At 61.8% G+C, this 23616-nt stretch carries 24 protein-coding genes; 10 read left to right on the forward strand and 14 right to left on the reverse strand.

What is annotated here, in order from left to right; all coding sequences use genetic code 11:
• Nucleotides 1–36: 36 nt before the first annotated feature.
• Nucleotides 37–684: an acyltransferase family protein gene (locus UP10_RS43545; RefSeq protein ID WP_082077423.1), complete on the forward strand. Its 648-nt coding sequence runs from the start codon at nucleotides 37–39 to the stop codon at nucleotides 682–684.
• Between the two features lie 573 nt (nucleotides 685–1257).
• On the opposite strand, the gene UP10_RS35135 is transcribed toward UP10_RS43545, so the two are convergent.
• The gene (locus UP10_RS35135; RefSeq protein WP_156180562.1) at nucleotides 1258–1707 is read right to left on the reverse strand and encodes a hypothetical protein; all 450 of its coding nucleotides are present in this window, start codon (nucleotides 1705–1707) and stop codon (nucleotides 1258–1260) included.
• 143 nt (nucleotides 1708–1850) lie between these two features.
• Between UP10_RS35135 and UP10_RS35140 the strand changes: the two genes are divergently transcribed.
• The 4 genes from UP10_RS35140 to UP10_RS35155 all read left to right on the forward strand — a co-directional run bounded on the left by UP10_RS35140 (nucleotide 1851) and on the right by UP10_RS35155 (nucleotide 5086).
• On the forward strand, nucleotides 1851–2108 hold the full coding sequence (locus tag UP10_RS35140; protein ID WP_044591769.1) for a hypothetical protein: 258 nt from the start codon (nucleotides 1851–1853) through the stop codon (nucleotides 2106–2108).
• Between the two features lie 28 nt (nucleotides 2109–2136).
• Nucleotides 2137–3003 (forward strand): tetratricopeptide repeat protein, encoded by an 867-nt coding sequence (locus UP10_RS35145; protein ID WP_197086975.1) that lies wholly within the window; start codon nucleotides 2137–2139, stop codon nucleotides 3001–3003.
• A 148-nt stretch (nucleotides 3004–3151) separates the two neighbouring features.
• Nucleotides 3152–3682, forward strand: a complete 531-nt coding sequence (locus UP10_RS35150; RefSeq protein ID WP_044591771.1) for a D-glycero-alpha-D-manno-heptose-1,7-bisphosphate 7-phosphatase — start codon at nucleotides 3152–3154, stop codon at nucleotides 3680–3682.
• Between the two features lie 63 nt (nucleotides 3683–3745).
• Nucleotides 3746–5086 (forward strand): glycosyltransferase family 4 protein, encoded by a 1341-nt coding sequence (locus UP10_RS35155; protein ID WP_197086976.1) that lies wholly within the window; start codon nucleotides 3746–3748, stop codon nucleotides 5084–5086.
• Here UP10_RS35155 and UP10_RS35160 read toward each other — a convergent pair.
• The 4 genes from UP10_RS35160 to UP10_RS35175 all read right to left on the reverse strand — a co-directional run bounded on the left by UP10_RS35160 (nucleotide 5083) and on the right by UP10_RS35175 (nucleotide 9772).
• On the reverse strand, nucleotides 5083–6180 hold the full coding sequence (locus tag UP10_RS35160) for a DegT/DnrJ/EryC1/StrS family aminotransferase (protein WP_044591773.1): 1098 nt from the start codon (nucleotides 6178–6180) through the stop codon (nucleotides 5083–5085). The two genes, UP10_RS35155 and UP10_RS35160, sit on opposite strands and share 4 nt — an antisense overlap.
• An 11-nt stretch (nucleotides 6181–6191) precedes the next feature.
• Nucleotides 6192–6659: an acyltransferase gene (locus tag UP10_RS35165; RefSeq protein WP_044591774.1), complete on the reverse strand. Its 468-nt coding sequence runs from the start codon at nucleotides 6657–6659 to the stop codon at nucleotides 6192–6194.
• Complete coding sequence (locus UP10_RS35170; protein WP_044591775.1) at nucleotides 6656–7717, reverse strand: Gfo/Idh/MocA family protein; 1062 nt, start codon at nucleotides 7715–7717, stop codon at nucleotides 6656–6658. The genes UP10_RS35165 and UP10_RS35170 overlap by 4 nt, the downstream gene beginning before the upstream one ends.
• A 222-nt stretch (nucleotides 7718–7939) precedes the next feature.
• The gene (locus UP10_RS35175) at nucleotides 7940–9772 is read right to left on the reverse strand and encodes a hypothetical protein (protein WP_156180564.1); all 1833 of its coding nucleotides are present in this window, start codon (nucleotides 9770–9772) and stop codon (nucleotides 7940–7942) included.
• Between the two features lie 49 nt (nucleotides 9773–9821).
• Between UP10_RS35175 and UP10_RS35180 the strand changes: the two genes are divergently transcribed.
• A complete protein-coding gene (locus tag UP10_RS35180) occupies nucleotides 9822–11135 on the forward strand; it encodes an aminotransferase class III-fold pyridoxal phosphate-dependent enzyme (protein WP_044591777.1) in 1314 nt (437 codons plus the stop codon).
• Nucleotides 11136–11153: 18 nt separating this feature from the next.
• On the opposite strand, the gene UP10_RS35185 is transcribed toward UP10_RS35180, so the two are convergent.
• From UP10_RS35185 to neuB, 8 genes are all read right to left on the reverse strand, one after another.
• Nucleotides 11154–11819, reverse strand: coding sequence for an LbetaH domain-containing protein (locus UP10_RS35185; protein ID WP_044591778.1), 666 nt, complete (start codon nucleotides 11817–11819; stop codon nucleotides 11154–11156).
• 4 nt (nucleotides 11820–11823) lie between these two features.
• Complete coding sequence (locus tag UP10_RS35190) at nucleotides 11824–12600, reverse strand: imidazole glycerol phosphate synthase cyclase subunit (RefSeq protein WP_044591779.1); 777 nt, start codon at nucleotides 12598–12600, stop codon at nucleotides 11824–11826.
• A 10-nt stretch (nucleotides 12601–12610) separates the two neighbouring features.
• Nucleotides 12611–13249: an imidazole glycerol phosphate synthase subunit HisH gene (gene hisH, locus UP10_RS35195; protein WP_044591780.1), complete on the reverse strand. Its 639-nt coding sequence runs from the start codon at nucleotides 13247–13249 to the stop codon at nucleotides 12611–12613.
• 61 nt (nucleotides 13250–13310) lie between these two features.
• Nucleotides 13311–14489, reverse strand: a complete 1179-nt coding sequence (locus tag UP10_RS35200) for an N-acetyl sugar amidotransferase (RefSeq protein WP_050043955.1) — start codon at nucleotides 14487–14489, stop codon at nucleotides 13311–13313.
• Nucleotides 14490–14526: 37 nt separating this feature from the next.
• Entirely contained in the window at nucleotides 14527–15339 is an 813-nt protein-coding gene (locus tag UP10_RS35205) for an SDR family oxidoreductase (RefSeq protein ID WP_044591781.1), read from the reverse strand.
• Nucleotides 15336–16376, reverse strand: a complete 1041-nt coding sequence (locus UP10_RS35210) for a nucleotidyltransferase family protein (RefSeq protein ID WP_044591782.1) — start codon at nucleotides 16374–16376, stop codon at nucleotides 15336–15338. The genes UP10_RS35205 and UP10_RS35210 overlap by 4 nt, the downstream gene beginning before the upstream one ends.
• A 3-nt stretch (nucleotides 16377–16379) precedes the next feature.
• Nucleotides 16380–17012, reverse strand: coding sequence for an acetyltransferase (locus UP10_RS35215; protein WP_044591783.1), 633 nt, complete (start codon nucleotides 17010–17012; stop codon nucleotides 16380–16382).
• Nucleotides 17009–18091 (reverse strand): N-acetylneuraminate synthase, encoded by a 1083-nt coding sequence (gene neuB / locus UP10_RS35220; RefSeq protein WP_044591784.1) that lies wholly within the window; start codon nucleotides 18089–18091, stop codon nucleotides 17009–17011. Before neuB ends, UP10_RS35215 begins: the two co-directional genes overlap by 4 nt.
• Nucleotides 18092–18274: 183 nt before the next feature.
• Here neuB and UP10_RS35225 point away from each other — a divergent pair, with 183 nt between their 5' ends.
• The 4 genes from UP10_RS35225 to UP10_RS35240 all read left to right on the forward strand — a co-directional run bounded on the left by UP10_RS35225 (nucleotide 18275) and on the right by UP10_RS35240 (nucleotide 22911).
• Nucleotides 18275–19021: an acylneuraminate cytidylyltransferase family protein gene (locus UP10_RS35225; protein ID WP_044591785.1), complete on the forward strand. Its 747-nt coding sequence runs from the start codon at nucleotides 18275–18277 to the stop codon at nucleotides 19019–19021.
• Nucleotides 19003–20214: a UDP-N-acetylglucosamine 2-epimerase gene (gene neuC / locus UP10_RS35230; RefSeq protein WP_197086977.1), complete on the forward strand. Its 1212-nt coding sequence runs from the start codon at nucleotides 19003–19005 to the stop codon at nucleotides 20212–20214. The genes UP10_RS35225 and neuC overlap by 19 nt, the downstream gene beginning before the upstream one ends.
• An 86-nt stretch (nucleotides 20215–20300) precedes the next feature.
• On the forward strand, nucleotides 20301–21455 hold the full coding sequence (locus UP10_RS44850) for a phytanoyl-CoA dioxygenase family protein (RefSeq protein ID WP_197086978.1): 1155 nt from the start codon (nucleotides 20301–20303) through the stop codon (nucleotides 21453–21455).
• A gap of 100 nt (nucleotides 21456–21555) precedes the next feature.
• Complete coding sequence (locus UP10_RS35240; RefSeq protein WP_044591787.1) at nucleotides 21556–22911, forward strand: MBL fold metallo-hydrolase; 1356 nt, start codon at nucleotides 21556–21558, stop codon at nucleotides 22909–22911.
• Here the strand turns inward: UP10_RS35240 and UP10_RS42365 are convergent.
• Nucleotides 22904–23575, reverse strand: a complete 672-nt coding sequence (locus UP10_RS42365) for a TylF/MycF/NovP-related O-methyltransferase (protein ID WP_156180566.1) — start codon at nucleotides 23573–23575, stop codon at nucleotides 22904–22906. The genes UP10_RS35240 and UP10_RS42365 overlap by 8 nt on opposite strands.
• Nucleotides 23576–23616 lie beyond the last annotated feature (41 nt).

A 23616-nucleotide genomic window follows, 5' to 3' on the forward strand; every position in this document is an offset into this window, starting at 1 on the left:
GCAGAGTAACCTCCGCGCGTCTCGAGCTCGGGCGGCATGAACGCAGAAAAACGAATATCAGAACTCGACGGACTGCGCGGCTGCGCGATTCTCCTAGTCACTGTCTGGCACTCGGTGATGTTGATCGATCCTGCAAACGGAGCGATCAGCTACTGGATTTGGAGATTGTCAATCTTCGGTCAATCCGGCGTTGACCTTTTCTTCGTCCTGTCAGGATTCCTGATCGTCGGGATTCTCAGCGATCACAAAGAGAGCGAGGCCTACTTTTCCACGTTCTATACCCGTCGAGCCCTCCGTATCCTGCCGCCCTACCTCATCCTGATCATTGGCTTCTACCTGCTCACAAGGCTCCTTGGCACCGGCTATTACATCGGCGCGCGAGTTCCACTATGGGCCTTGCTGACGTTCATTCAGAACTGGTTCTTCGTGTCGACCCAGGGAACCGAGCCGGCGGCCCGGCACGTGGTCGCTGGCCATCGAAGAGCAGTTCTACCTCGTCATCCCTGCACTCGTTTGGTGCGTTCCACGTCGATATCTGCTGGCGATCTGCTTGGCCTCCGCTTGTGCGCGGGCGGTCTATTTCTGGTCGTTTCCGACGGATTTCTATGGGCCCTATGTCATGACGCCGCTGCGGCTCGACGGTCTTGCCATCGGAGGGGCGATCGCCGTTGCCTACAGGAATGACGCGATCCGGGCGGGGATTTTCGCCCATATCAAAACGACTCGATCGGCGTGCTTGCTGTTGCTGTCGATCGCGCCCTTCTATGCGTGGTCGCTTTGATCTGCATCCGGCCATCAGGTACTCTACTATGTCGGCCACTTCTATCTGGCTTTGATGTACGGCCTCATTCTCATCGTGGTGACAGGCCCTGGAGATAGCGCAACGAAATCAGTTCTACGCTCCGATGTCCTGAAGTCCTTTGGACTAATCAGCTATTCGCTTTACCTGTTTCACCCCGTGGCCAAGGGCCTTGTCTTCTACGTGTTCTATGGCGTACCCGAACGATTGCAGACAATGTCCGATGCGCTGCTCATGGCCGTCTCGGCCGCCGTGGCCATTGTCTGCTGCACGGGACTTTACCGGTTCGTCGAACGACCTGCTCAGCTCCGTGGCCGGACATTCAGCTACAATTCAAATGCGCAAGATTCCGACTCAATCGCAGTACAGAGACGCTAGAGCCGCTTCCGTTCCGATGGAATCGGAGCGGAATTGATTCACGAGAGCCAACGACCTGCCTCGGTCAATGTGTCGCAGGCCTACTGAGATTGGTCGGTTGGGTCATTGGGCAATACCGCCCAGTAGGTCCGGCTGTTCGAATTTGGGTCACTGTTATCGCTGGCGGAGAACACCACACCACCGCGCCAGTGCGAATATCGCCCGGCTCCCAGCTTCGAAATCGCGTCGAACGTATTGTGGCCAGGTCCGAGCGGAACGGTATCTTCGTAGATCACAATCGGAGAGTGCTGTGGTTTTGCCGTCTCGGGGTCGGCCCAATTCGAGAGGCGATCCAGCGCCGGCTGATGACTGATCGTCGCGTGTTGATAGACCTCAAACGGCTTGACCAGTTGGACCACGATCTTGCCCTTGGGGATAACGTCAATGTATCTCTGCTTCACCCACGCTGCGGCAGGGAAGTAGAGGACAAACAACGCAACAATAGCAACACCAAGCCGGGTCATCGACGCGGGACCATAGTTTGACCACATTCGTTCAGTGCTTCCACCGGCGAGGCGCCTCAGTTTCCAGAAATTTCGGTTCCGGAATGCTAGCATGGCCAAGCGCGTTTCGTTAAGGGCCGACGTCCGAGCGGATGCCACCAGCGGCGCTCGCAGCGGCCGCTTCATCGGGCTTGACAACGCCTCAGCCCTCCAACGACCAGCCGCTCGACATTCATGCGGCAGCGAAATACTGCCACCGGTTCCATGGCTTCAGCTACCGAATTCCCGCTTGCGTCCTACTGGCTTTCCACCTCGATCACGCGACTGAGTTGAGCAATGAAACGCCTGCTGTTCGCTTCGGCCTTTGCGCTGACGACAATGTCCGCGCGCGCAGAGTCAGCTATGTCTTCGACATGAAGAACGGGCTGGGCGTCCTGGATGCCGGTTGAACGGACGCCGGACGGCGTGCAGATGACGTTGCCGGGGACGATCGACGCCATTACCGTGAAGATGGACAAAGATCCGTCTCACTGGACTTACGCCGGCACAAACCTCATGCACCTCGGCGACTGGGGCAACCGATATGTGGAATATCCACTCGAGAAGGTGCTGAACGACAGCGTCGGGAGCCTGCATCTTGCGATTGTCGCCACCAACGCAACCGATCCGCCCAGCGGGAAGATCGAGATCAGCAGCATATCGCTCCGCACCCTGGAGCCCGCACGTCGCGTGCAGATGATCGGCATCATTCCGCTGATCGCGCAACAGAAATGGGACGAGGCGCGATGGCACCTCGAACGGCTGATGCCGAGCGATGACCCCGGGGTCAATTTTGAACTCGGCCACATCCTGGCATTGGGGTTGGGCGGCGCCCAAGACTATCATGGGGCGGCCGACTGTCTGCAGAAGGCCACCTCGCTGCCCGAGGCGCGGCTCGAACTGGCGAAGCTCTATCTCTATGGGCTCGGCGTTCCCAGGGACCAATCGAAGGCCGTTCAACTCATGGAGACGGAATCGACGGTCGTCATCCCGGAAGCTAGCTATATGTTGGGCTTGGCGTATAGCCATGGCATCGGCGCCGAACGGAACGAGGCGAAGGCGATCTCGCTGTTTCAGTACGCGGCGGAGCACGGTCATGCTCACGCAATGCACGAGCTGGCACGGCGATTGAGCGACACGGATCCCGCAAAGGCCTATTATTGGTATAGGCTTGCGCGCGATCGTCTTCCGCCGGGATTGGTTGGCGCGCAAAGCGATATGCTCGACTGGAACATCAGAAAGCTCCTTCGATCATGCTTGAAGATCTGGAGATCGAGCATTTCCACCCGATCCCCTGACGGGTAGCACGACCGGCTGGGAGCACGCGGGGTCCCCGTCTCGCAAACAGCTCACACCGGTGTTCGGGAAATGGCGACAGCTTTGCGGCGTATTGCGTTGTGCTATTGAATGGCGGCAGAAGCCGCCTTCACGCGAACAAACGCACGATGCTCTCATGACCAGTTCTCTCATTGACCAGGCAAAGAGACCGGCCGTCTTCTTCGATCGAGATGGCGTTCTCAACAAAGACGTCGGCTATGTCTTTGAAAGCAGCAAGCTGGTTTGGATCGACGGTGCGCGCGAGGCGGTCAAGGCCGTCAACGATATTGGTTACTTTGCGTTTGTCGTGACCAACCAGTCAGGGGTAGCGAGAGGCCTCTACGAGGAGGCGCAGGTCCAGGAACTTCACCGCTGGATGGCTGATGAGCTTGCCAGGATCGGCGCGCGTATCGACGCCTTCGAGTACTGCCCGTTCCACCCGGAAGGAACCATCGAGCGGTATCGGCAGGCGAGTCATCGACGCAAACCCTCGCCGGGCATGATCAACGACCTCCTGGAACGCTTTCCGGTCGATATCCAAAAAAGCTTTCTGATTGGCGATCAGCCGACCGACCTTGAGGCAGCACAAGCGGCCGGTTTGAAAGCCTATCTGTTTTCAGGGCATAATCTGGAGCGATTTCTGAAACCTCTGCTGCCGATCAGCTGAAGTCGGTCAATACTGCAGGAGACCGTCGGAGCCGTCACCACGCTCGATGGGATGCCAGGACGTTTGAGCAAGCGTTCGAGCAAGGCGCTTGAGGACGGTATCGCGATCACATACAGAGCGGGTCTTCAGGTCATAGCCCAACGAAAGCATTTTACCGCGATGCCGTCCGAGCCCAGGCAAGAAGCGCCAACCCATCGGAAGACGTTCAAAAGGGTCCTTTTCGCCACCCAGCTCTATCCGCCGGACTCTAGCACGACGGCAACGTATCTGGGCAAGATCGCCGGCGCCCTCGCTGATGATGCGGAGGTTGTTGTCCTGTCCGCCACCAAGCACTCTGCGTCCCCGGCAAATGGCGCACGGGCGAATCCGTTCGTGATCGAGCTGAACGGCCTTCAGGCGGGAAAGCACGCCGTCATCTGGCGCGCCCTGGCCGTCGTCTTCCTCGCCGCCTCCATGTTCTATTCCGTGCTGAGTAAGGCCCGCAAGGACGACCTCGTATTCTGCGTGACGACGCCATTTACGTTGCCTTATGCAGTCGTGCTCGCTGCCAAATTGCGGGGCGCCGCAACTGCCCTGCTGATCTACGACCTGTACCCGGAGGCGCTCGAAGCAGCCGGCTTCATCAGTTCGAAATCACCGCTCAACAAGCTCTTGCGCCTGCTGAATGGCATCATGTTCAGGGCGCTTGATAGCATCGTGGTCGTCGGCCGTGACGTCCCTCCGCTTCTCACGAAATACCGCGGCGTCGGCCCGGAGAAGATTCACTTCATCCCGAACTGGACGTTTCTGCCGATCGGCTATCGAGACCTGGCTCCAACAAACCCATTCAGGCCACGCGACAGCGCGCATCTGATCGTCGGATTGTCGGGCAATCTCGGGTTTACCCACGATCCTGGCACGGTTTTCGAAGCGGCCAGGATGCTCCGGAGCGAACCGGGCATTCACTTCCTGCTATCGGGCTGGGGCGTCGGCTGGAAACAGCTTAGGGATCTTCAGGCAATGGAAAAACTACCCAACGTCACGCTGCTCGACCCCGTACCGGCTGAGCATCTCGTCGACTTCCTGTCTGCCGCCGATGTCTGGACCATCCCGTATCGCCGCAATATGGCCGGCGTATCGATTCCCAGCCGTCTCTACAATCTGCTGGCGGTGGGACGCGCCGTCGTCACAAGCACGGAAGACCATTCCGAAGCCGCGATCGAAGTTCTCGGCGAAAAAATCGGCTGGGTGGTCCCCCCTGAGGATCCTGCACGCCTCGCTGAGGCGATCCGCGTTGCCGCAGCCGACCTGAGCGAGGTCTCGCAGATGGGCCGGATGGCGGCGGTTGCCGCCCGGAAATTCACCGAAGAAAGGGCGTTGGCCCGCTACCGCGACGTCGTCGCGCAAATCAGGGCTGCCAGCTAAAATCTTCGAACCAGCTCGATGACCTCGTTCTGCTGCTCGCGCGTGATCTCCGCAAACATCGGCAGCGAGAGAATCTGTCCCTGATCGCGATGCGCATTCGGGAACTGCTCCGGGCGATGGCCGAAGCGCGCATAGGCCGCGAGGAACGGCAGCGCGGTCGGATAGTTGATCGCGATCTGTACGCCGTTGGCATTGAGGTGCGCCGCCAAGGCGTCGCGACGCGGATGCCTGATCGTGTAGAGATGATAAACGTGGCTGCGCGCGGGCGCGACTTCCGGCACCACCACGTCCTCGATCTGGTTGAGCCCGACGTCATAGACTTTCGCGGCATCCTGCCGCGCCTCGGTCCAGCCGGCGAGATGCGGCAGCTTGGCCGACAGGATTGCGGCCTGCATGCCGTCGAGCCGGCTGTTGACGCCTTCGATATGGTGCTGGTGCTTCACCAGTCCGCCATGGCGCGCCAGCATGGTCATGTGCTCGGCAAGATCAGCATCGTCGGTGACGACCGCGCCGGCGTCGCCCATCGCACCGAGATTCTTGCCGGGATAGAACGAATAGGTCGCAGCCTCGCCGAACGTCCCGACCATGCGGCCCTTGTAGCGCGCGAGGTGCGCCTGGGCGCAATCCTCGATCACCCAGAACTTGTGCTTCCTTGCGATCGCCATGATCGCGTCCATATCGGCGGGCTGGCCGTAGAGATGCACTGGAATGATGCCGACGGTACGCGGCGTGATCGCGGCCTCGATCGCCGCCGGATCGATCGTGAACGTCTCACCGTCGGTGTCGCAGAACACGACGGTGGCGCCGGAATGGGTGATCATCGCCGAGGTCGAGATCCAGGAATGCGCGGTGGTGATCACCTCGTCGCCCGGCTTCACCTTCAGCGCCGCCATGGCGAGATAAAGCGCGTCGGTGCCGTTGGCGCACGAGACGCAATGCGCGACCTCGGCGGCCGCGGCAAACTCGCGTTCGAAGGCATCGACATAGCTGCCGCGAATGAAGGCGTTGTCGCGGATGACGCCGGCGATCGCACTATCGATCTCGCCCTTGATGGTCTGGTACTGCAACTGCAGGTCGGCAAAAGGCACCGGCATCGATCGTCCCCTTATTGACCCGCCAGCAGCCGGCGCGCCGGATTGCCGGCATAGGTGCCCGGCGTCACGATATCCTTGGTCACCACCGATCCGGCGCCGATGACGACGTCGTCGGCGATCCTGACCGGCATGATGGTGGCGTTTGAACCGATCGAAACCCGGTTGCCGATCACGGTCTCGCGCCACAGTTCCTTGCGCCCGCGCGCCGGCCCTCCGGTCGAGAACGTATCGTTGACGAACATCACGCCATGGCCGACGAAGCAGTCCTCCCCGATCGTCACCAGTTCGCAGACAAATGCATGCGACTGCACGCGGCTGCGCGCCCCGATGACGACGCCCTGCTGGATTTCGGTGAACGGACCGACGAAGCAGTCGTTGCCGATCTTGCAGCCGTACAGGTTGCACGGCTCGACGATGCTGACCCCGACGCCGAATTCGACGTCACGGATTCCCACCTGGTGCACCTCGGGCTGGTTCACGACACGACACCCAGCCGGCTCAGCCGCGGCGTGAAGCGCAAGGCTACTTCCGCACCGGTCTCGATCGATTCATAGAGCGCGGAAATCAGCTCCAGGCTCCGGCGCCCCTCGAGCCCGTCGACCAGCGCAGCGCGCTGGTTCACAAGGCAGTCGACCACATGGTGATAGTACGCCTGATGGCCAAAGCCGTAGACATTGGGCGGGTTGACCGAGAATTTCTCGACGACGTCCTTGTCCGACGGCAACTCATCGACAAAGCGCCAGTGCCGGATCTGGTTGACGGCGAAGCCGGAGATTTCGACCGTTCCCCCCTCGCCCAGGATCGAGAGCGATCCCTCGAGATCGGTCGGGCGCGCGGCGGTGGTCGCTTCGATGATCCCGAGCGCGCCATTGCGGAATTTCAGCGTTGCGACGGCGGTGTCCTCGGTCTCGATCCTGGCCAGCGCTGTGCTCGCGCGCGCGTGGACGGTCACGACATCCCCGAAGAACCACTCCAGCATGTCGACGTGGTGGCTCGCCTGGTTGGTCAGCACACCGCCGTCATAGGCCCAGGTGCCGCGCCAACTATCCTGGTCGTAATAGGCCTGATCCCGGCACCAGCGCACGCGCACGGTGCCGAGGATGAGCTTGCCGAAGCGGCCGGCATCGAGCGCCTCGCGCGCCTTGACGACAGGCACGTTGAAGCGGTTCTGCTTGACGATGAACATCTTGACGCCGGCCTCGTCGCAGGCCCGGATCATGTCGTCGGCGTCCTGCAGCCGCAGCGCCATCGGCTTCTCGACCACGACATGCTTGCCCGCCTTGGCGCAGGCGATCACGTGCGCGGGATGCATCCCGCTCGGCGTCAGCACCGCGACGGCATCGATGTCCTTGCGGCCCAGGAATTCGTCCAGGTCGTAATGGGCGGGAACTGCGAACTTCGCGGCGACCGCATCGGCACGCGCGCGAACCGCGTCGCAAACCGCAACGAGGCTCGCTCCCTGGATGTGATTGCCGCCGAGCAGGTCCGAGTGACGCTTGGCGATACGCCCGCAACCGAGCAGGCCAAATCTGATCATGCACAGGCCCAATTTTGTCTAATCGCCAGCCATTGCAACCGGCCGAAGAGAGCCGAGGGAACAAGCGGCCTTGCCGGCCGTTCGATAACGTCCATTACTCGGAAAACTTGGAACAAGGCAAGGCATATGCGCCGGTCGCCCCGGCAAAACAAGGCTCGGGGTGCGTCGGCGCCTGCAAAATACGCAACCCTGATCCCGTCGCTTTCGAGGACACTCTCCGCCTCAATCATGAACGCAGGTTTCGCCGTGGTTCGTGCGACGGTAGAGCTCGATCGACAGGGGAGGCTTGAGATCGTCGAATGATCGAGCGTCTATCCTTTCGAAACACTTCGCCAGCCCGCGCTTGACGAGCGGCGCCTCCGGGGCCCAGACCAGCCAGGACGGAAATCTGTCCGGTCGCCGCTGCACCACAACAATCTCGAAATCGTTGCGCATCCAGTTTTCGGCGGTTTGGTCGGTCCAAAGCGATAGATCGTCAATCTCCGCAATCGTCGACACCCTTTGCCCGGCCGTCAGATTGTCGTTCAGGCGGCGGTAGGACGATGTCAGGGTCAAGGTGACAGGAGGGACCCGAATGCCTGCGTAATACAGCGCGAGCGGAATTCTTGAATCTGAACCGATAAACCCCACCACCGAGTTCGCCGGAAGCAGCGTCCTCAGACCATCGCTAACCTGGTGGAGCTCTCCGGAAACGGAAGTTTCCTGATTGCGGATCGAAGGCAGCCTGTTGCTCCCCACGAGGTACCACGACTGCAACGAAGCCAGCACAAGCGACAGCACGATCGCCGCGACCGAGATCATGCGGCTGGCCGTCTTTCTCACGGCCGGCTCGGACAATCCGTTCAGTGCGAGTGCGCCCGCAAGGGCCGCGAGGTAGTCAAAATAGTTGGCGTAACCCTGGATACAAACCGGACAATACGCCTGTGCGCCCAGATGGTGGAATAGCAGCAGGAAGATGTAGACCGCGACAAATGTCGCGATCCATCCGCGGTTCGGCATCCGACGAACCACCAAGGCTCCAAGCGCAAGGATGGTTGCTGCGACGGGCAGCACATGATGCGCCAGGAACCAGTTCACCATCATGTCCGAACCGAATACGTAGGCGAATTGCTCGGCCAGGGAACGCGACGGACTGTCGACCAGCAGCATCTGGTGGCTGAGGCTCACCGCATGTGGGAAAAGCGGCGGGAGACCTCCGGTGCGAAACAGCCAGTCCGTGACGTTCGGAAACCACAACGAAACGTATATGAAGCGGCGACCCCAGACCCAGGCCAGCGCCGACCAGATGAGGACGAAGGCCGCCGCGGAAACGAAATACACGCGCCAACGATCGCGACCGGCCCTGACCCAGACGATTGCCAGGCTCACAGCAATGAACGAAACCAGATTGATCCTGACAAAATAGATCATGGTCAAAACGACAGCGAGTGCAACGACGACGGCGTAGTCGGCGCTGCGTCGCATCGTCAGCATCAAGTGCGTAGCAATGAGCTGGAGGCAGATCGAGAGCGCAAACGGGGTCGCGCTGCTGAAATAGAATATGCTGTCCTCCGTCAGCGCGAAGACGACGATCGCAAAGACGATCGGCCAGACGCCGCAATTGAGCCGACGCAGGAGCTCCGCCAGCAGGCCGATGTTGATCGCTGTAATCAACACGGTGATCGACCGCGATCCAGCTACGTCGTGGCCGACGATCCACTGCCAAATCCCGATCACATAGAAGATCAGGGGCTGATACCATGTCGCATCCTCAGCGGAGTAAGGGCGGACAACTCCCGTGATGTACCACCACGACTTCAGGATGTACCCGGTTTCGTCCGCCCAGGTCCCTTGGCGGGGTACCGCGATTGCTGAAAGGATCAGCCACAAAAGGACGACGCAGCCGAGGGCAGCAATGCCTGCTGCCTGAAAACGCCTGTCGCCTGGTGAAATATGCATAACCTCGGTCGCCCCTGCCCGCTCATCCCGCGGTTTTCTTGCAGTCCTGCGCGACGAATTCAAGCTAAGGTGAACGGGCGGGTCGCCTTGCCCGAGGCCAAGCCATGGGGTATTCACCCGAGCGCTTTCCGCCGGGGAATCCGGCGTCGGAAGGCTGGAGGATTTGATGTCGGGAACAGGACAGATACTTTACCGGCGCGCGCGCAAGGTCATGCCCGGCGGCACGCAACTGCTCTCGAAGCGGCCGGAAATGTTCCTTCCCGAGCAATGGCCGAGCTATTTCAAGTCGGCCAAGGGCGCGGAGGTCACCGACCTCGACGGCAAGACCTATCTCGATATGAGCTATTGCGGGATCGGGGCCACCATTTTGGGGTTCGCTGATCCTGACGTCGATGCGGCGGTCAAGGCTGCGATCGACTTGGGCTCGATGTCGACGCTGAATTGCGCCGAGGATGTCGAACTCGCCGAGCTGCTGGTCGAGTTGCATCCGTGGTCGGACATGGTGCGCTTTAGCCGCGCCGGTGGCGAAGCGATGGCGATCGCGGTCCGGATCGCGCGCGCTGCGACCGGCCGCGACATGGTGGCGTTCTGCGGCTACCACGGTTGGCATGACTGGTATCTGAGCGCCAATCTCGGCGCCACCACCGCGCTAGATGGTCACCTGCTGCCCGGCCTCGATACCAAGGGCGTGCCGCGCGGCCTCGCCGGGCTAATGCAGCCGTTCCACTTCAACAAGCTCGACGAGATCGAGGCCATCGTCGCTGAGCATGGCGAGCGGCTCGCTGCGATCGTGATGGAGCCGGTGCGCTCGAGCGAACCGGAGCCTGCCTTCATCAAGGGCATTCGCGCGCTCGCCGACCGCTGCGGCGCGGTCCTGATCTTCGACGAGGTGACCTCGGGATTCCGCATCAACTCGGGCGGTGCGCATCTCGCCTACGGCGTCGACCCGGATATCGCCGTGTTCGCAAAGGCGATCGCCAACGGCTTTCCGATGTCGGCCATCGTTGGCCGTGCGTCGGTGATGGATGCCGCGCAGGAGACCTTCGTCAGTTCGACGGCCTGGACCGAGCGCGTCGGCCCGGTCGCAGCCCTCGCCACCTTGCGCAAGCATCGCGAGCAGAACGTCGCAAGGCACCTAATGCGGATCGGTGGGCGCGTGCAGAAGGGCTGGGCGGAAGCGGCGCAGGCCACCGGCCTGCCGTTGCACGTCTCCGGTATCTCGCCGCTGGGCCATTTCGCGTTCGACCTGCCGGAGGCGCAGGAGGTGCGCACGCTCTTCACCCAGATGATGCTCGACCGGGGTATCTTCGCCACCGGCTCGTTCTATGCGATGTTTGCGCACACCGATGCCCATGTCGACCGCTATCTGGAGGCGGTGAACGAGGTGTTCCGCGACCTGCGCATCGCGATCGACCAGAAGGCCGTCAGGCAATTGCTGCGCGGCCCGGTCGCCCATTCCGGGTTCAAGCGGCTGACTTGACCAACTCGCGAGCTCTGATCAGCTTGTGATCCCGAAAATATCGTGCACCACGTTGCGTGTCGTGGCCGAACGGCGCGCATTGGGATAGATTCCATGCAGCACGCTGTCGGCGGCGAGCGCACCGCCGTCGATGAAGATCGCCCCCGTCGACACGAAACTGTTGTCGCCGACCGCGGTCTTGCCGATCACCCGGCTGCCGCCATACATCACGACGCCGCGGCCGAACGACGGATAGTCGTTCTCGAGGTTCGCCCCGACCGTGCAATTGTGATAGCAGATGAAATAGTCGGCGTAGCTGCCGCGGCCGAGCACGGTGCCGACCGGATGCTGAACCGCGAACACGTCGGGCAGCTCCACCTCGTAGAACGCGTCGAGCGCGTGCAGCGCCTTGTTGAGCGCATAGGCCTTGTCGGCAATCGGATGGCCGGGCTTCTCGCGGAATGCGCTATTGGCGAGATAATACAGGAAGATCGCGTACTGGTCGGAGTGCCAATGCGAGAACCGCGCCTCACCGTTGGCGAAGAACCCCTTCAGCCTGACGCGGGAGAAGCAATGCTCGATCCGTCCGAGCGCAGAATCGACAAATTTCGGCAGATCGGAGAGATCGGTGGCGTCAGGGAACAGGTTCTCGAACTGCTTGCGCACATAGAGGGCGAGTTCATTGCGGCCGAGCGAGAGCTGCACGGTGCTAATTCCTGCTTGAGGAGCTTGAACGCACGTCGAGACCGCGCGAAGCGAGATGGCTGCGCAGCTTGATCGGGCTGTGGTCGGTGAACAGGAACATCGAGGAGATCGCCACCGCGGACGCGCCGGCCTCCAGCGCATCGATCGCATGCTGCAGCGAGCCGCAGCCGCCGGAGACAATCAAGGGGACGCTCAGCACGCGGGATGCCGCGTGGATGATGTCGAGGTCATAACCGCTCATGGTGCCGTCGCGGTCGATCGAGCCAAGCAGCACCTCGCCGCAATGCAGGTCCTCGCAGCGCCGCGCCCATTCGATCGGATCGAGCGCGACATGTTCGCGGCCACCGTCAATGAACACGCTGGCACGGTCCGGGCTGATCCTTTTGTAGTCGATCGACACCGTCATGCACTGGTCGCCGAAGGTGCGCGCCGCTTCGCGCAGGAATTCAGGCCGCCGCACCGCCTCCGAATTGACCGACACCTTGTCGGCGCCGGCGCGCAGCAGCATGTTGACGTCGTCAAGCGTCTTGACGCCGCCGCCGACCGTGAACGGCATGAAGATTTCTTCCGACATCCGCTCGATGATCTCGACGACGCGGCCGCGCGAGGCGGCGCTAGGCACGATGTCGAGCACGATCAGCTCGTCGACGCCGTAGTCGTTGTAGACCTTCGCGGTGGTCACCGGATTGCCGGCGATGCGCTCGTTCTCGAAGAAGCGGACGTATTTCACGAGCCGGCCGTCACGCAGCAGGAATTTCGGGATCAGGCGCTTCTTCAGCATCGCGGGCTTTTCAAGGATTCCAGCGCAGGAAATTGCTCACCAGCTCGATCCCGGAGTCCTGGCTCTTCTCGGGATGGAACTGGGTGGCTGCGATATTGTCGCGCGCGATGATCGCGGTGACCGGCTGGCCGTACTGGGCGTAGCCCACCACGTCGGTGGGCGCGTTGCAGCGCATGGCGAAGCTGTGCACGAAATAGAATGCCAGATTGCTCTCGCGGATGTTGGCGAGGATCGGATGGCTGCGCTCCTTCGCCACCATGTTCCAGCCCATATGCGGGATCTTCAACGCGGGGTCGTTGGGCGTCAGGCGCAAGACGTCGGCATCGAACCAGCCGAGCCCGCGATGCGGGACGGCGTCATCGGCGTGCTCCTCGGAGGTCTTGGCGAGGAGCTGCATCCCAAGGCACACGGCGAGAAACGGCTTGCCCTTCTCTCGGACGTGGCGCTCGAGCATTTCGTCGATGCCGCGGGCGCGGATGTTGGCCATGGCGTCGCCGAACGCGCCGACACCCGGCAGGATCACGTGCGAGGCGTCCGCGATGGCGTCCGCGTCATGGGTCACGACGGGGTCGAAGCCGCAATATTCGACGGCGTTGCGCACCGACCGCACATTGTTGATGCCGTAATCGACGATCGCAACGCCTGACATCGCCCCGCTCCCTGCGGCGCCTCCAAGGCGCCGTCCAGTCAAACCTCGATTATCCCTTAAACTATCCCTTGCCGCCGATTTCGACACCCGGATGATTCGGCCACGGCACATTTGTGTTGTTCCACTTGTCCATATCGGGCATCCGCCGACCCGGCTCGACATCGTTCGGCGAGAACTGCCACGGGCTGACCTCGTGCTTGATCGCGATGCCGAGGAACTGTTCCTCCGTGAGCTGCAGATAGTCGAGGAACAGATCAAGGCTCGGCGGCCGCTTGCCGTCGAACTCGCGGACCAGCGCCTCGCCCTGCTCGCGGGTCATGCGCTTGTTGCGGATGTCGATATTGGAGAGGTGGTTGGTCCGGCCCATGCCGCGCTTGATGAATTTCAGATAGTCGCGCACGCCCTGGAAGAAGCACTCGATCTTCTCGTAATCGTATTCCGGCGGAATGCCCTCGACTTCCTGGCCCTTCCAGCCGAGCTCGCGCTTGATGATCTCGACGTGCTTCTTGGTGTCCCACTTGATGTAGCTGCCAAGGCAGATCGAGCGGCACTTGATCCGCATCAGCTCCTTGCGCGGCGGATAAACGAACGGATAGAGGTCGCGCTTGGCGACGCGGCCGCCCAAAAATTCGTACATGTCGTCGGCGGTGATGCCGAGATTCATCGCACGGTTGAAGCGCTTCTCGTCGACCTCTTCCATCTCGTCGTAGGAATAGAACGACTGGTATTCGGCCAGGCTCTCGCCCCAGAACAATAGCGGCGTCTCGTAGCGGATCGCGATCTGCATGGTGTGGGCATAGATGCCGGTATGGCAGTGCCAGCAGAAGTCGCCGCGGCGCTTCAGCGATTCCAGCATCAGTTCGCGCACCACATGCCAGTTCGGCGTGAAGTTCAGCACATCGACGCCAAGCTGCTTGAAGACAGAGGTGTTGTTCTCTTCGATCAGCGGCCGGTAGAACCAGTGGTCGAAACGCACCACCAGCGGCTTCAGGCCGAGTTTCTTCACCACGTACCAGAGCTGGAAAACGCTGTCCTTGCCGCCTGAATAGGGCACGATGCAGTCGTAAAGGCCCTTGTCGCGGTATTGCGCAACCAGTTCCATCATCTGGCCGTGGCGCTCGTCCCAATTGATCAGGGTGTCGCGAACTTCGATCTGCGCGCAGACGCTGCAGGAACCCGCATCATCGAACGATGTCGCCTCAGCCGTTTCCGGCAACAAGCATTTGCTACAGCTCAACATTTCCAAGATTCTCGCAATTGCATGATTTGCCGCGGGCTTACCACGCCGTCCACCCTCCGTCGACCGCAATGCACTGCCCGGTCACGTAGGCCGACAAATCGCTCGCCAGATAGGCCACGGCGCCCTTCATATCGTCCTCGCGCGCCATGCGCGCAAGCGGCGTGCGGTCCACGTATCGGCTCAGGAACGGCTCCGGCGTGGCCCGGAATACACCACCCGGCGCCACCGCATTGACCCGGACCCGCGGCGCCATGGTGGTGGCGAGCCATCGGGTCATCTGCAGCAGGCCGCCCTTGCTGGCCGCATAGGCCGCCGGATTGCCGAGGCTGGTCCCCTCGTAGAGCCGCCAATCCGGCCCGGCGAGCCCGTAAATCGAGGAAATATTGATCACGCTGCCATGACCTGACGCCGACAGGTCTTCCGCGGCGGCCTGGATCAGGATGAACGGAGCGGTCAGGTTGACCTCGATCGCCCGCCGCCAGGTCGTATCCGACTGCTGCGCGAACGGCACCGCCCAGCCCTCGAGCCCGCTGGTGCCGACAAAGGCGGCACAATTCACGATGATGTCGATGCGGCCGAACTTTTCGCGCACCCGACGCGGCAGCTCCTGCACGGCGGCGGATTGCTCGAAATCGCACGCGAAGGTCTCGGCACTGACCGACCAGCTTTCGGTCAGCTTCGCAGCGACATCGGCACCAGTGGACTCCGCGATATCGACAAGCGCGATACTGGCGCCGAGTTCGGCCAGGCCGTTGGCAATCGCCCGACCGATATGGCCGGCACCGCCGGTGACGAGCGCCACGCGCCCACTGAGCGACATCATTTCGCGGAGCGAGCGCTCGGTGCTCATCCGAAGATCCTCTGGAATTCGTCGGAGGCGCGCTGCAGGTCGTCGAGACGACCGACATCGATCCAGTATTCCCGCAACGGGAACACCACCGATTGCTTGCCGTCCGCAATCGTCCGCTCGATCAGCGTCGGCATGTCGACGGTCTCGTTGGCCTGAAGATGATCCAGCACGCCCGGATCGAGCAGATAGACGCCGGCGTTGACGAAGAATTTCTGGGTCGGCTTCTCGCGAATCCCGAGCAGGCGATGATCTTCGAAATCGATCACGCCGAACGGCACCGTCACCGCATGCTCGCGGATGCCAACGGTGGAGAACGCCTGGTGCTCGCGATGATATTTCAGCATCTGTTCGAAATTCACGGTCGTGAGCAGGTCGCCGTTCATGACGAAGAAAGGCTGCTTCGGGCGCTCCGGCAGGAGCGAGAGCGCACCGGCGGTGCCGAGGCGCTCATTCTCCTGGAGGTACTCGATCTCGACGCCCCAGGCCGAGCCGTCGCCGAAATAGTCGCGGATCATCTCCGCCTTGTAGTTGACCGAGATGAAGAACTTGCCGAAGCCGGCCTTGACGAAGCCGCCGAGCACGGTTTCCAGGATCGGCTTGTCGCCGACGCGGATCAGGGGCTTCGGAACGTCGTCGGTCAATGGCTTCAGCCGCGAGCCGAGGCCGCCGGCCATCAACACCACCCAGTGGTCGGACTGCTGCCCGAGCGCGAGATCGTCGATCAGCTTGACCTCGACCACCCGGCCTTCGGGATCGACGACCGGCAGCTGGTGGATCGAATGCTTGCGCATCAGATTGAGGGCCGCGGGATTGGAAATGCCGACGTGCGCGGTGATCGGAGTGCGGTTCATGACGTGGTCGACGGACGCATCGAGGCCGATACCGCCGAGCAGCCCGCGCCGCACGTCGCCGTCGGTCACGGTCCCGACGATCTTGCCGTCGCGCTCGACGACGGCAAGCTGCAAATGGCCCTGATCGATCCGCCGCAGCGTCTCGATCAAAGGCGTATCTTCACTGACAAAGCACACTTCGTTCATGACTTAATCCCGGCCGCCGCCGGCGAATGCGCCGGCCTCGACATTTCTTGCGACCACGGCGCCGGCGGCAACGATCGATCCCGCTCCGACGCTGACGCCCCCCAAAACCACGGCTCCCGCACCGATATGCGCGCCCTCGCCGACCGACACGCCGCCGCAAAGTATTGCCCCCGGAGCAATATGGGCGTGATCGCCGACAAGGCAGTCATGCTCCACCACCGCACGCGTGTTCACCAGGACATTGCGGCCGATCCGCGCGGCCGGCTGGATCACGGCACCGGCCATCACCTGCGCACCGTCGCCGAGCGCCGCGTCTGACGCGATCACGGCTGATAGATGCGATATGACCGGAAACCTGTAGCCCAGGCCGGCAAAACGGCCAAACAGCGCCCGCCGGCCCGCCAACCCGGAATCCGAACGCGAGGCTTGGTTGCCGAGACCGTTGGCGAGTTCGACTGCATTGGCGTCCATCTTCAGGATATCTTCGTCCGGTCCGGTGATCGGAACGCCGCCAACGGCCTCGCCGATGCGCGTGGGGTCGCGGTCTGTCACGGCCGTCGGCCGTATGCCACGGCTGAGCAATGCTTCGATGACAACGCGAGCATGGCCGCCGGCGCAGAGCACGATCAGGCTCATGGTTCCAGCGCCTCGTTGGCCGCGTAGTCGCGCGGCGCGGGCCTGCCGAGATAGGTCCAGTACTCGATCGGCGGAATGCCATTGCCGGGCCGCTTGACGCCGAGATTGTCCTCGGTGAAGCGCTCGCCGCTTTTGATCGCACGGATGGCGACGAGGCTCCTGCGCGCCACCGTCCGGTTCGGCAGTTCTTCCGGAGCCGGCACCTTGCGGCCATCGCCGAGCGCGGCCTCGATATCGCGGATCGAAGCGATCATCGCGGCCAGCTCGTCCGGTTCGATCGAGGCGCGGTGATCGGGGCCGGGCAGATTGCGGTCGAGCGTCAGGTGCTTCTCGATCACGGTGGCGCCGAGCGCCACGGCGGCGGCGGCGATGTGAATGCCGCGGCTGTGATCGGAGAAGCCGACCGGAAGCCCGAACGCATCGCGCAACGTCGCCATCGCGCGCAGATTGATCGACTGCGGATCGGCGGGATATTCGGTCGTGCAGTGCAGGAGCGTGACCTTGGTGCGCAGCTCGGTCCAGGCCGCACGGTCAAGCAGGACGTTTGCGAGGTCGGCCGGCGTCGGCCGCGTACGGGCATCGCCGAGATAGCCGAACGCGATGACGCCGAGCGCCTGCTCGACTTCGGCGAGCGTCGCCATGCCGGTCGACAGGATGATCGGCAGCTTGAAGCGCGCAAGATGCAACAACAGCGGTGCGTTGGTGAGATCGCCGGAGCCGACCTTCAGCGTGGCGACGCCGATGCGTCGGACGAGGTGGGTTGCGCTGTCGGCGTCGAACGGCGTCGACATGTAGGTGATATCGGCGGCGGTGCAGGCGGCCGCGATGCGCACCTCGTCGTCCTCGCTCAGCTCGAGCGCGCGCAGCATCTCGAGCTGAGACTGTTCGCTTCCGGTCGTGACCTTCTGATAACTCGCCTTGGCAGCGTCGCTGGTCGCCAATTTGTCGGCGCGAAACGATTGAAACTTGACGACGTCGGCGCCCGCGCGCGCGGCCGCGTCGACCAGCGCGAGAGCCCGCGCAGGGTCGCCATTGTGGTTAACGCCAGCCTCGGCAATGATCAGGGTTCGGCGATGCATGCGGTTTCGTCGCGGGACGCGGTGGGCAACCGAAATCACCCTCCAATCAAGCGGTTGTCTTAGTCGAGTACACTGGTAAAAGCAACGCAAGCGGGTTGCGGCTGGCACAACTGAAAGCCGTGCAATGGTAAGAACTTGCGCATCCCTCGCGGGGATGCCAGCGGCAGGACTCATCGAAAGCGCATGGCTGAGACGGCACAGATATTGTTCCTGTTGGTGGGGCGCGGCGGATCGAAGGGACTGCCGGGCAAGAATTTGCGCGAAATCGGCGGGCTCAGCCTGATCGGCTACAAGGCGAAGTCGGCGCTGCAGTCCCGCTATTGCTCGCGGCTGATCGTCTCCAGCGACAGTGCTGAGATCCGCAACGAGGCGGTGCGCCACGGTGCCGAAATGCTGTTCGAGCGGCCGGCCGAGCTTGCGACCGACACCGCCTCGTCCAACGACGTGGTGTTGCATGCCATGGACTGGATCGAGGCGCATGAAGGACGGCGCTACGACGCTATCATGCTGCTGGAACCGTCGTCGCCGTTCGCGCGCCCCGAACATTTCGACGAGGCGATCGAACTGTTCCTGGTGCGCAAGGCCAGCCTCGTGGTCGGCATGCGCGAGACCGAGGTCTCGTCGATCTTCGTTGGCACGCTCGGCGCGGACGGCTCGATCGGCGGCATCGTCGACAGGATGCTCAAGACACCGGCGCAGCGCCGCCAGGATCAGCCGATCGAGGTGACCATGAACGGCGCGCTCTATCTGGTCGGCTGGGACGCCATGCGCAAACACCGCAAGATCTACGCCGATCCGGCCGCGAGCTACGGAATCATGATGGACCGGATGCACTCGATCGAGATCGAGAGCGCAGCCGATCTTGCCTATGCATCCTACGTCATCGAGCACGGCATGCTCGACGCCTCGCCGTGGCTGACATCACCATGAAAGCCGCGCCCCGCCGCATCGCCGTTGTCACCGGGGCACGGGCGGACTACGGCTTGCTGCGAGGTATTTTGACGCGGCTGCAGAAAATGGACGACGTCGATCTCAGCGTCATCGCCTGCGGCATGCATCTGGTACCGAGATTCGGCGAGACCTGGCGGATCATCGAAACCGACGGATTTCCGATCGCCGCGAAGATCGATCTCGAGCTCGACGACGATCGCGCCGCGACGGTGGCCCGCGGCACCGGCATCGCCGTCTCCGGCTTTGCAGACGTGCTGCCGAAGCTCGCACCCGATCTCCTTGTCGTGCTGGGCGACCGCTACGAGATCCTGGCGGCCGCGGTCGCAGCGACCCTTCTGAACATCCCGATCGCGCATATCCATGGCGGGGAAGTCACCGCCGGCGCCTTCGACGACGCCATCCGCCATGCCATCACCAAGATGGCCTGCCTGCATTTTGTCGCGGCCGAGCCGTATCGGCGACGCGTCATCCAGATGGGCGAGAACCCCGACTTCGTCTTCAACGTCGGCGCGCCGGGCCTCGATATGGCGAGCACCGCGCCCGTGCTCAGCCGCGCCGAGCTATTCGCGCAACTGGGCATCACCGGCCCGGAACGCTTCCTGCTGGTGACGCTGCATCCGACAACGGCGCAGCCGGAAGCCGACGCGGCCAACGCCGCGGCGCTGCTCGGCGCGCTGGTCGAAATCGAAGATCGCAGCTTTGTCTTCACCGGCGTCAATGCCGATCCCGGCTATCGCGCGATCGACGATGCGATCCGCGCCTTCGTGGCGTCGCGGCCCGATCGGGCGCATTTGTTCACGTCGCTCGGCAGCGAGCGCTACTGGGCAGCGCTGCGGCTTGCCGATGCCGTGGTCGGTAATTCCTCGAGCGGCATCCTGGAGGCACCAGCCGTCGGCGTGCCCTCGATCAATATCGGCGACCGCCAACTCGGCCGGTTGCGCGCCGCCTCGATCATCGATTGCCCGGCCGACTCCGCGGCAATCCTAGCTGCCCTCGAAAACATCTTTGCGGGCCGGTTCCATCCCGACCCGTCGCTTGTGCCGCCCTATGGCCTCGGGGGTGCGTCGGAGCGAATTGCTGGAACCCTTCAAAAGATCGACCTTCGCCAAGCTTTCCCTAAGCATTTCCACGACTTAGAAGCTCCGCTCAGCGGGCCAGATCCGGTCTCATAACACTCCGGCGCGGTTGCTTGCACAACGCCACAGGTTGTATAGATCGGGCGGCCTTGCAAATGATCCGCGCGCCGCTGGAGACCGTCATGACGACAATCGACTCGCTTTCAGAAGTGGCGCCGACCGCGCGTGCCGCCGATATCCGCGAGCTGCCGATTCCGCCCTACCGTGGCACCACCCTGCCCGAGATCGACTATGACGCCCATCCCGCCTATGGCCGCATGCTGCAGAAGCCGACATTGGCCGAACGGCTCCAGGCGCTAAAGGTGTTCGTACGCACCTTCGCCTTCGTCACCATCCGCCGCATCGTCGACTACGAGAACATGCCCCTGCTGAGCAAGGAAGCCGGCTTCAGCGGCCTCAATGCCTCGACCGCGCTGCGCTACATCACGATGTACACACGGATCCGCGCCAGCCGCATCCTCGGTTCACTGACCGGCGCGCGGCGTCCGGCAATTCCGGCGAACCCGACGCTGTTGAACCAGATCAAATCCGACGGAATCGTTTGCCTGACGCTGACGCCCGACGAGCTCGATCAGATCCGCACCGCGACCAAGCCGGCCTTCGACAAGCTCGACGAACGCCGCGTCCACCTTCCGCCGGAGAAGCGCAAGTTCGACGACAACGTCTACTGGTGCACGCGCTCGGCCGACCAGAACGCGTTTGCGATCGTCGACGGCATCTTCAAGCGCTACGGCATCGCCGAGGCCGCGAGCGCCTATCTCGGCCGCCCGGTCGGCGTGAAGCATGTCAATGCACAGATCAACGACCAGGATCTCGCGTTCTGGCGGCGCGTATTTCCCGACACCCAGCTCGCCGATCCCTGGGCCAGTTACCTGCACGTCGATGCCACCTACGGCATGCTCAAATGCGCAATCTATGTCCATGACATCGGCCCCGACGGCGGCCCGTTCTGCTACATCCGCGGCAGCCAGAACGCCAAGGTCGGCTGGTTCGAAGGCATGGTGCGCCGGACCAACGATTTCTCCGGCTTCTCCGGCCGCAAGCCCGAGGCGCGCAAGAAATTCATGGCGCTGCCGGCGTTCCTGCGCAAGAAGGCCGATTTCGGCGGCGATCTGCCAGACGACTCGCCGGAGGTGCCGCGCCTGCGCGAGGGGCATTTCAGCGCCACGTCGAATTACGGCAACTGCATCCTATTCGACGGAAACGGCATCCATCGCGGCGGCATGGTCAACAAGGGCGAGCGGCGCTGCCTGTTTATCGTACTCGCTGAGATCTGACGGCCTGCTGCCGTCCTGGCGTGGCTCAATACACGAAATACACGAAAACAGTTGCCGGCAGACGGCCGCTCGGTCCGCCAACCGTCTGGACAGCCCACAGATGACAGACCTCACTTTCATCAATCACTCGTCGGTTCTAATCCGGTACAAGGACTCGTTTCTGCTCACGGACCCATGGTTCGAGAAGCCGGCCTTCGGAAGCTGGCTGCCGACATTTCCCATGGTGGTCCATCCGGCCTATCTTGCCGCGCTCAAGGACAAGCTCTCACTGCTGATCTCTCATGGTCACGATGATCATTGCGACGATGACCTGTTGCGCCTGTTCGACAGAAACACTGCGATCGTATCGTCCGATTACGCGTCGCCAAGCGTTTCAAACCGCGTCAAAAGGATCGGGCTCACCAATTACATGGTGGCTGACGAGGCCGGTGTCACAATCGGTCCGTTCATGATCAAGAGCTTCCGCAATGACCAGGTTTCGCTCGACGACGCCACCTATTCCATTCGCACCCCGGATGCCCTTGTCATCCACTGCAACGACAACTGGAATGCGCTGACGCCTCACACCAAGACCGCGCTGCAGGCGGAAGTCGCCGTGCATGGACCGAAGCGAGCGGTGTACATGTCACAAACCAACTCGGCATCCGGCTTTCCCTTGAACTATCGAAACTTCGATGCAACGGAGAAAAAGTCCCTGCTGCTGTCGAAGGTCCGCGGCATGATCCGCGTGGGCACGAAGAACGCGGCGGAGCTCGGTATCTCCAATTTCATCACCTATGCGGGCTTCGCGTCGGTTTTCGTCAAGGGTAAGCCGGAATATCTGCAGGACTCGATTTTCCCCACGCCAGCGCTTGTCACACAAGGCTTTCGTCAGGACATCCCGGAGACCGTGAAAGTGCTGGACCTGTACCCGGGCGACACGTTCGATTTCGACGGCATTCGCCAGTCATTCCTCGGCCGTGCCTACGATGACGACGCCATCAAATCGGCATCGACACTGTTCTACGAACTCTACGGCAAGATCGACGCGTGCGATACCTACCGCAGCTCGGACCATGACAAGTCCGACATTTCGGACGCGGTGGATAATTTCCTGGTGAAATTCGACACCTTCGTCCGATCGAAAGTCGATCGATCGAAATTTGCCCCTACGATCCTCGGCAAGACGCTTTCGATCGTGCTCGATGAGACCGACAGGCATTCCGTGGAATTCGGCACCGGCCTCGTCAATTCTCAGCAGAGCAACAAGGAAATCTATGTCAGCTCAGAACTGATGAAGGCCGTTCTGGACGGAGAGTCCCTGTTTGAGAACCTCTATACGGGATACAATGCGGAGTTTAAGCGCAACCCGTCAGATCAATACAATCGCGATATTATGTCCTACCTCGTGATGTACTCCTACGTTCATCTCGCATCGGTTAGGGCAGCCACGGCCAAATCAGGCAACGTCACTTAGATATCTCCAGCGCCAGCGTGTAGTACTGGAACGACCCGCACAGAACCTTACACTCGCGCATGTGCGACGATATGTAGTCGTTGTAGGCCCTGAATTCATGCTGCACATCGCCGAACTCGTCGAATATCAGGATTGTTCCGGGTACGATCAAATGATGCAGCCGAGCCAGGACATACAGCGTAGCCGAGTAGAGGTCGGCATCGAGGTGAAGTACGAGCCTGTTCCGCGGGGAGAATCCGCTGAGGAACTGCGGCAAAGTTTGCTGAAATAGTCCGGCGACGAACTGGACCCGCGGATCGGTGATCTCCGGGGTCTTGCCCTGGACATCGAATGTTCCCGCCGGCCTGAAATCCCAGGCCTCTGGAAGCCCAGTGAAGGTATCGAATCCCGCAAAACGGCTCTCAGGATGCCGGTTTTGCTCCGCCCAATATTTGATGCTCGCGCCTTTCCACACACCGAATTCGAGATAGTTGACGGCACCATTGCCGATGTGCCCGATGACGTGGTCGTACATCATAAAGCGATCTTCAAAACAGGGCGCCGATTCGTTTTCCTTTATGAACTTGACGAACAGCGGGTTCCGATTGAGCTTGTCTACAAACGCTGAATATCTCGGATAAAGAGCGTTCGCGAGAATTCGCTTCGGGCTTATCTTGGTTGGCAAGGCAATCCCCCAGTGCAACGCTGCGATTTAGCTCGTAACCT

Origin of the sequence: Bradyrhizobium sp. LTSPM299, assembly GCF_000938235.1 — a bacterium.
Taxonomy (GTDB): Bacteria; Pseudomonadota; Alphaproteobacteria; order Rhizobiales; family Xanthobacteraceae; genus Bradyrhizobium.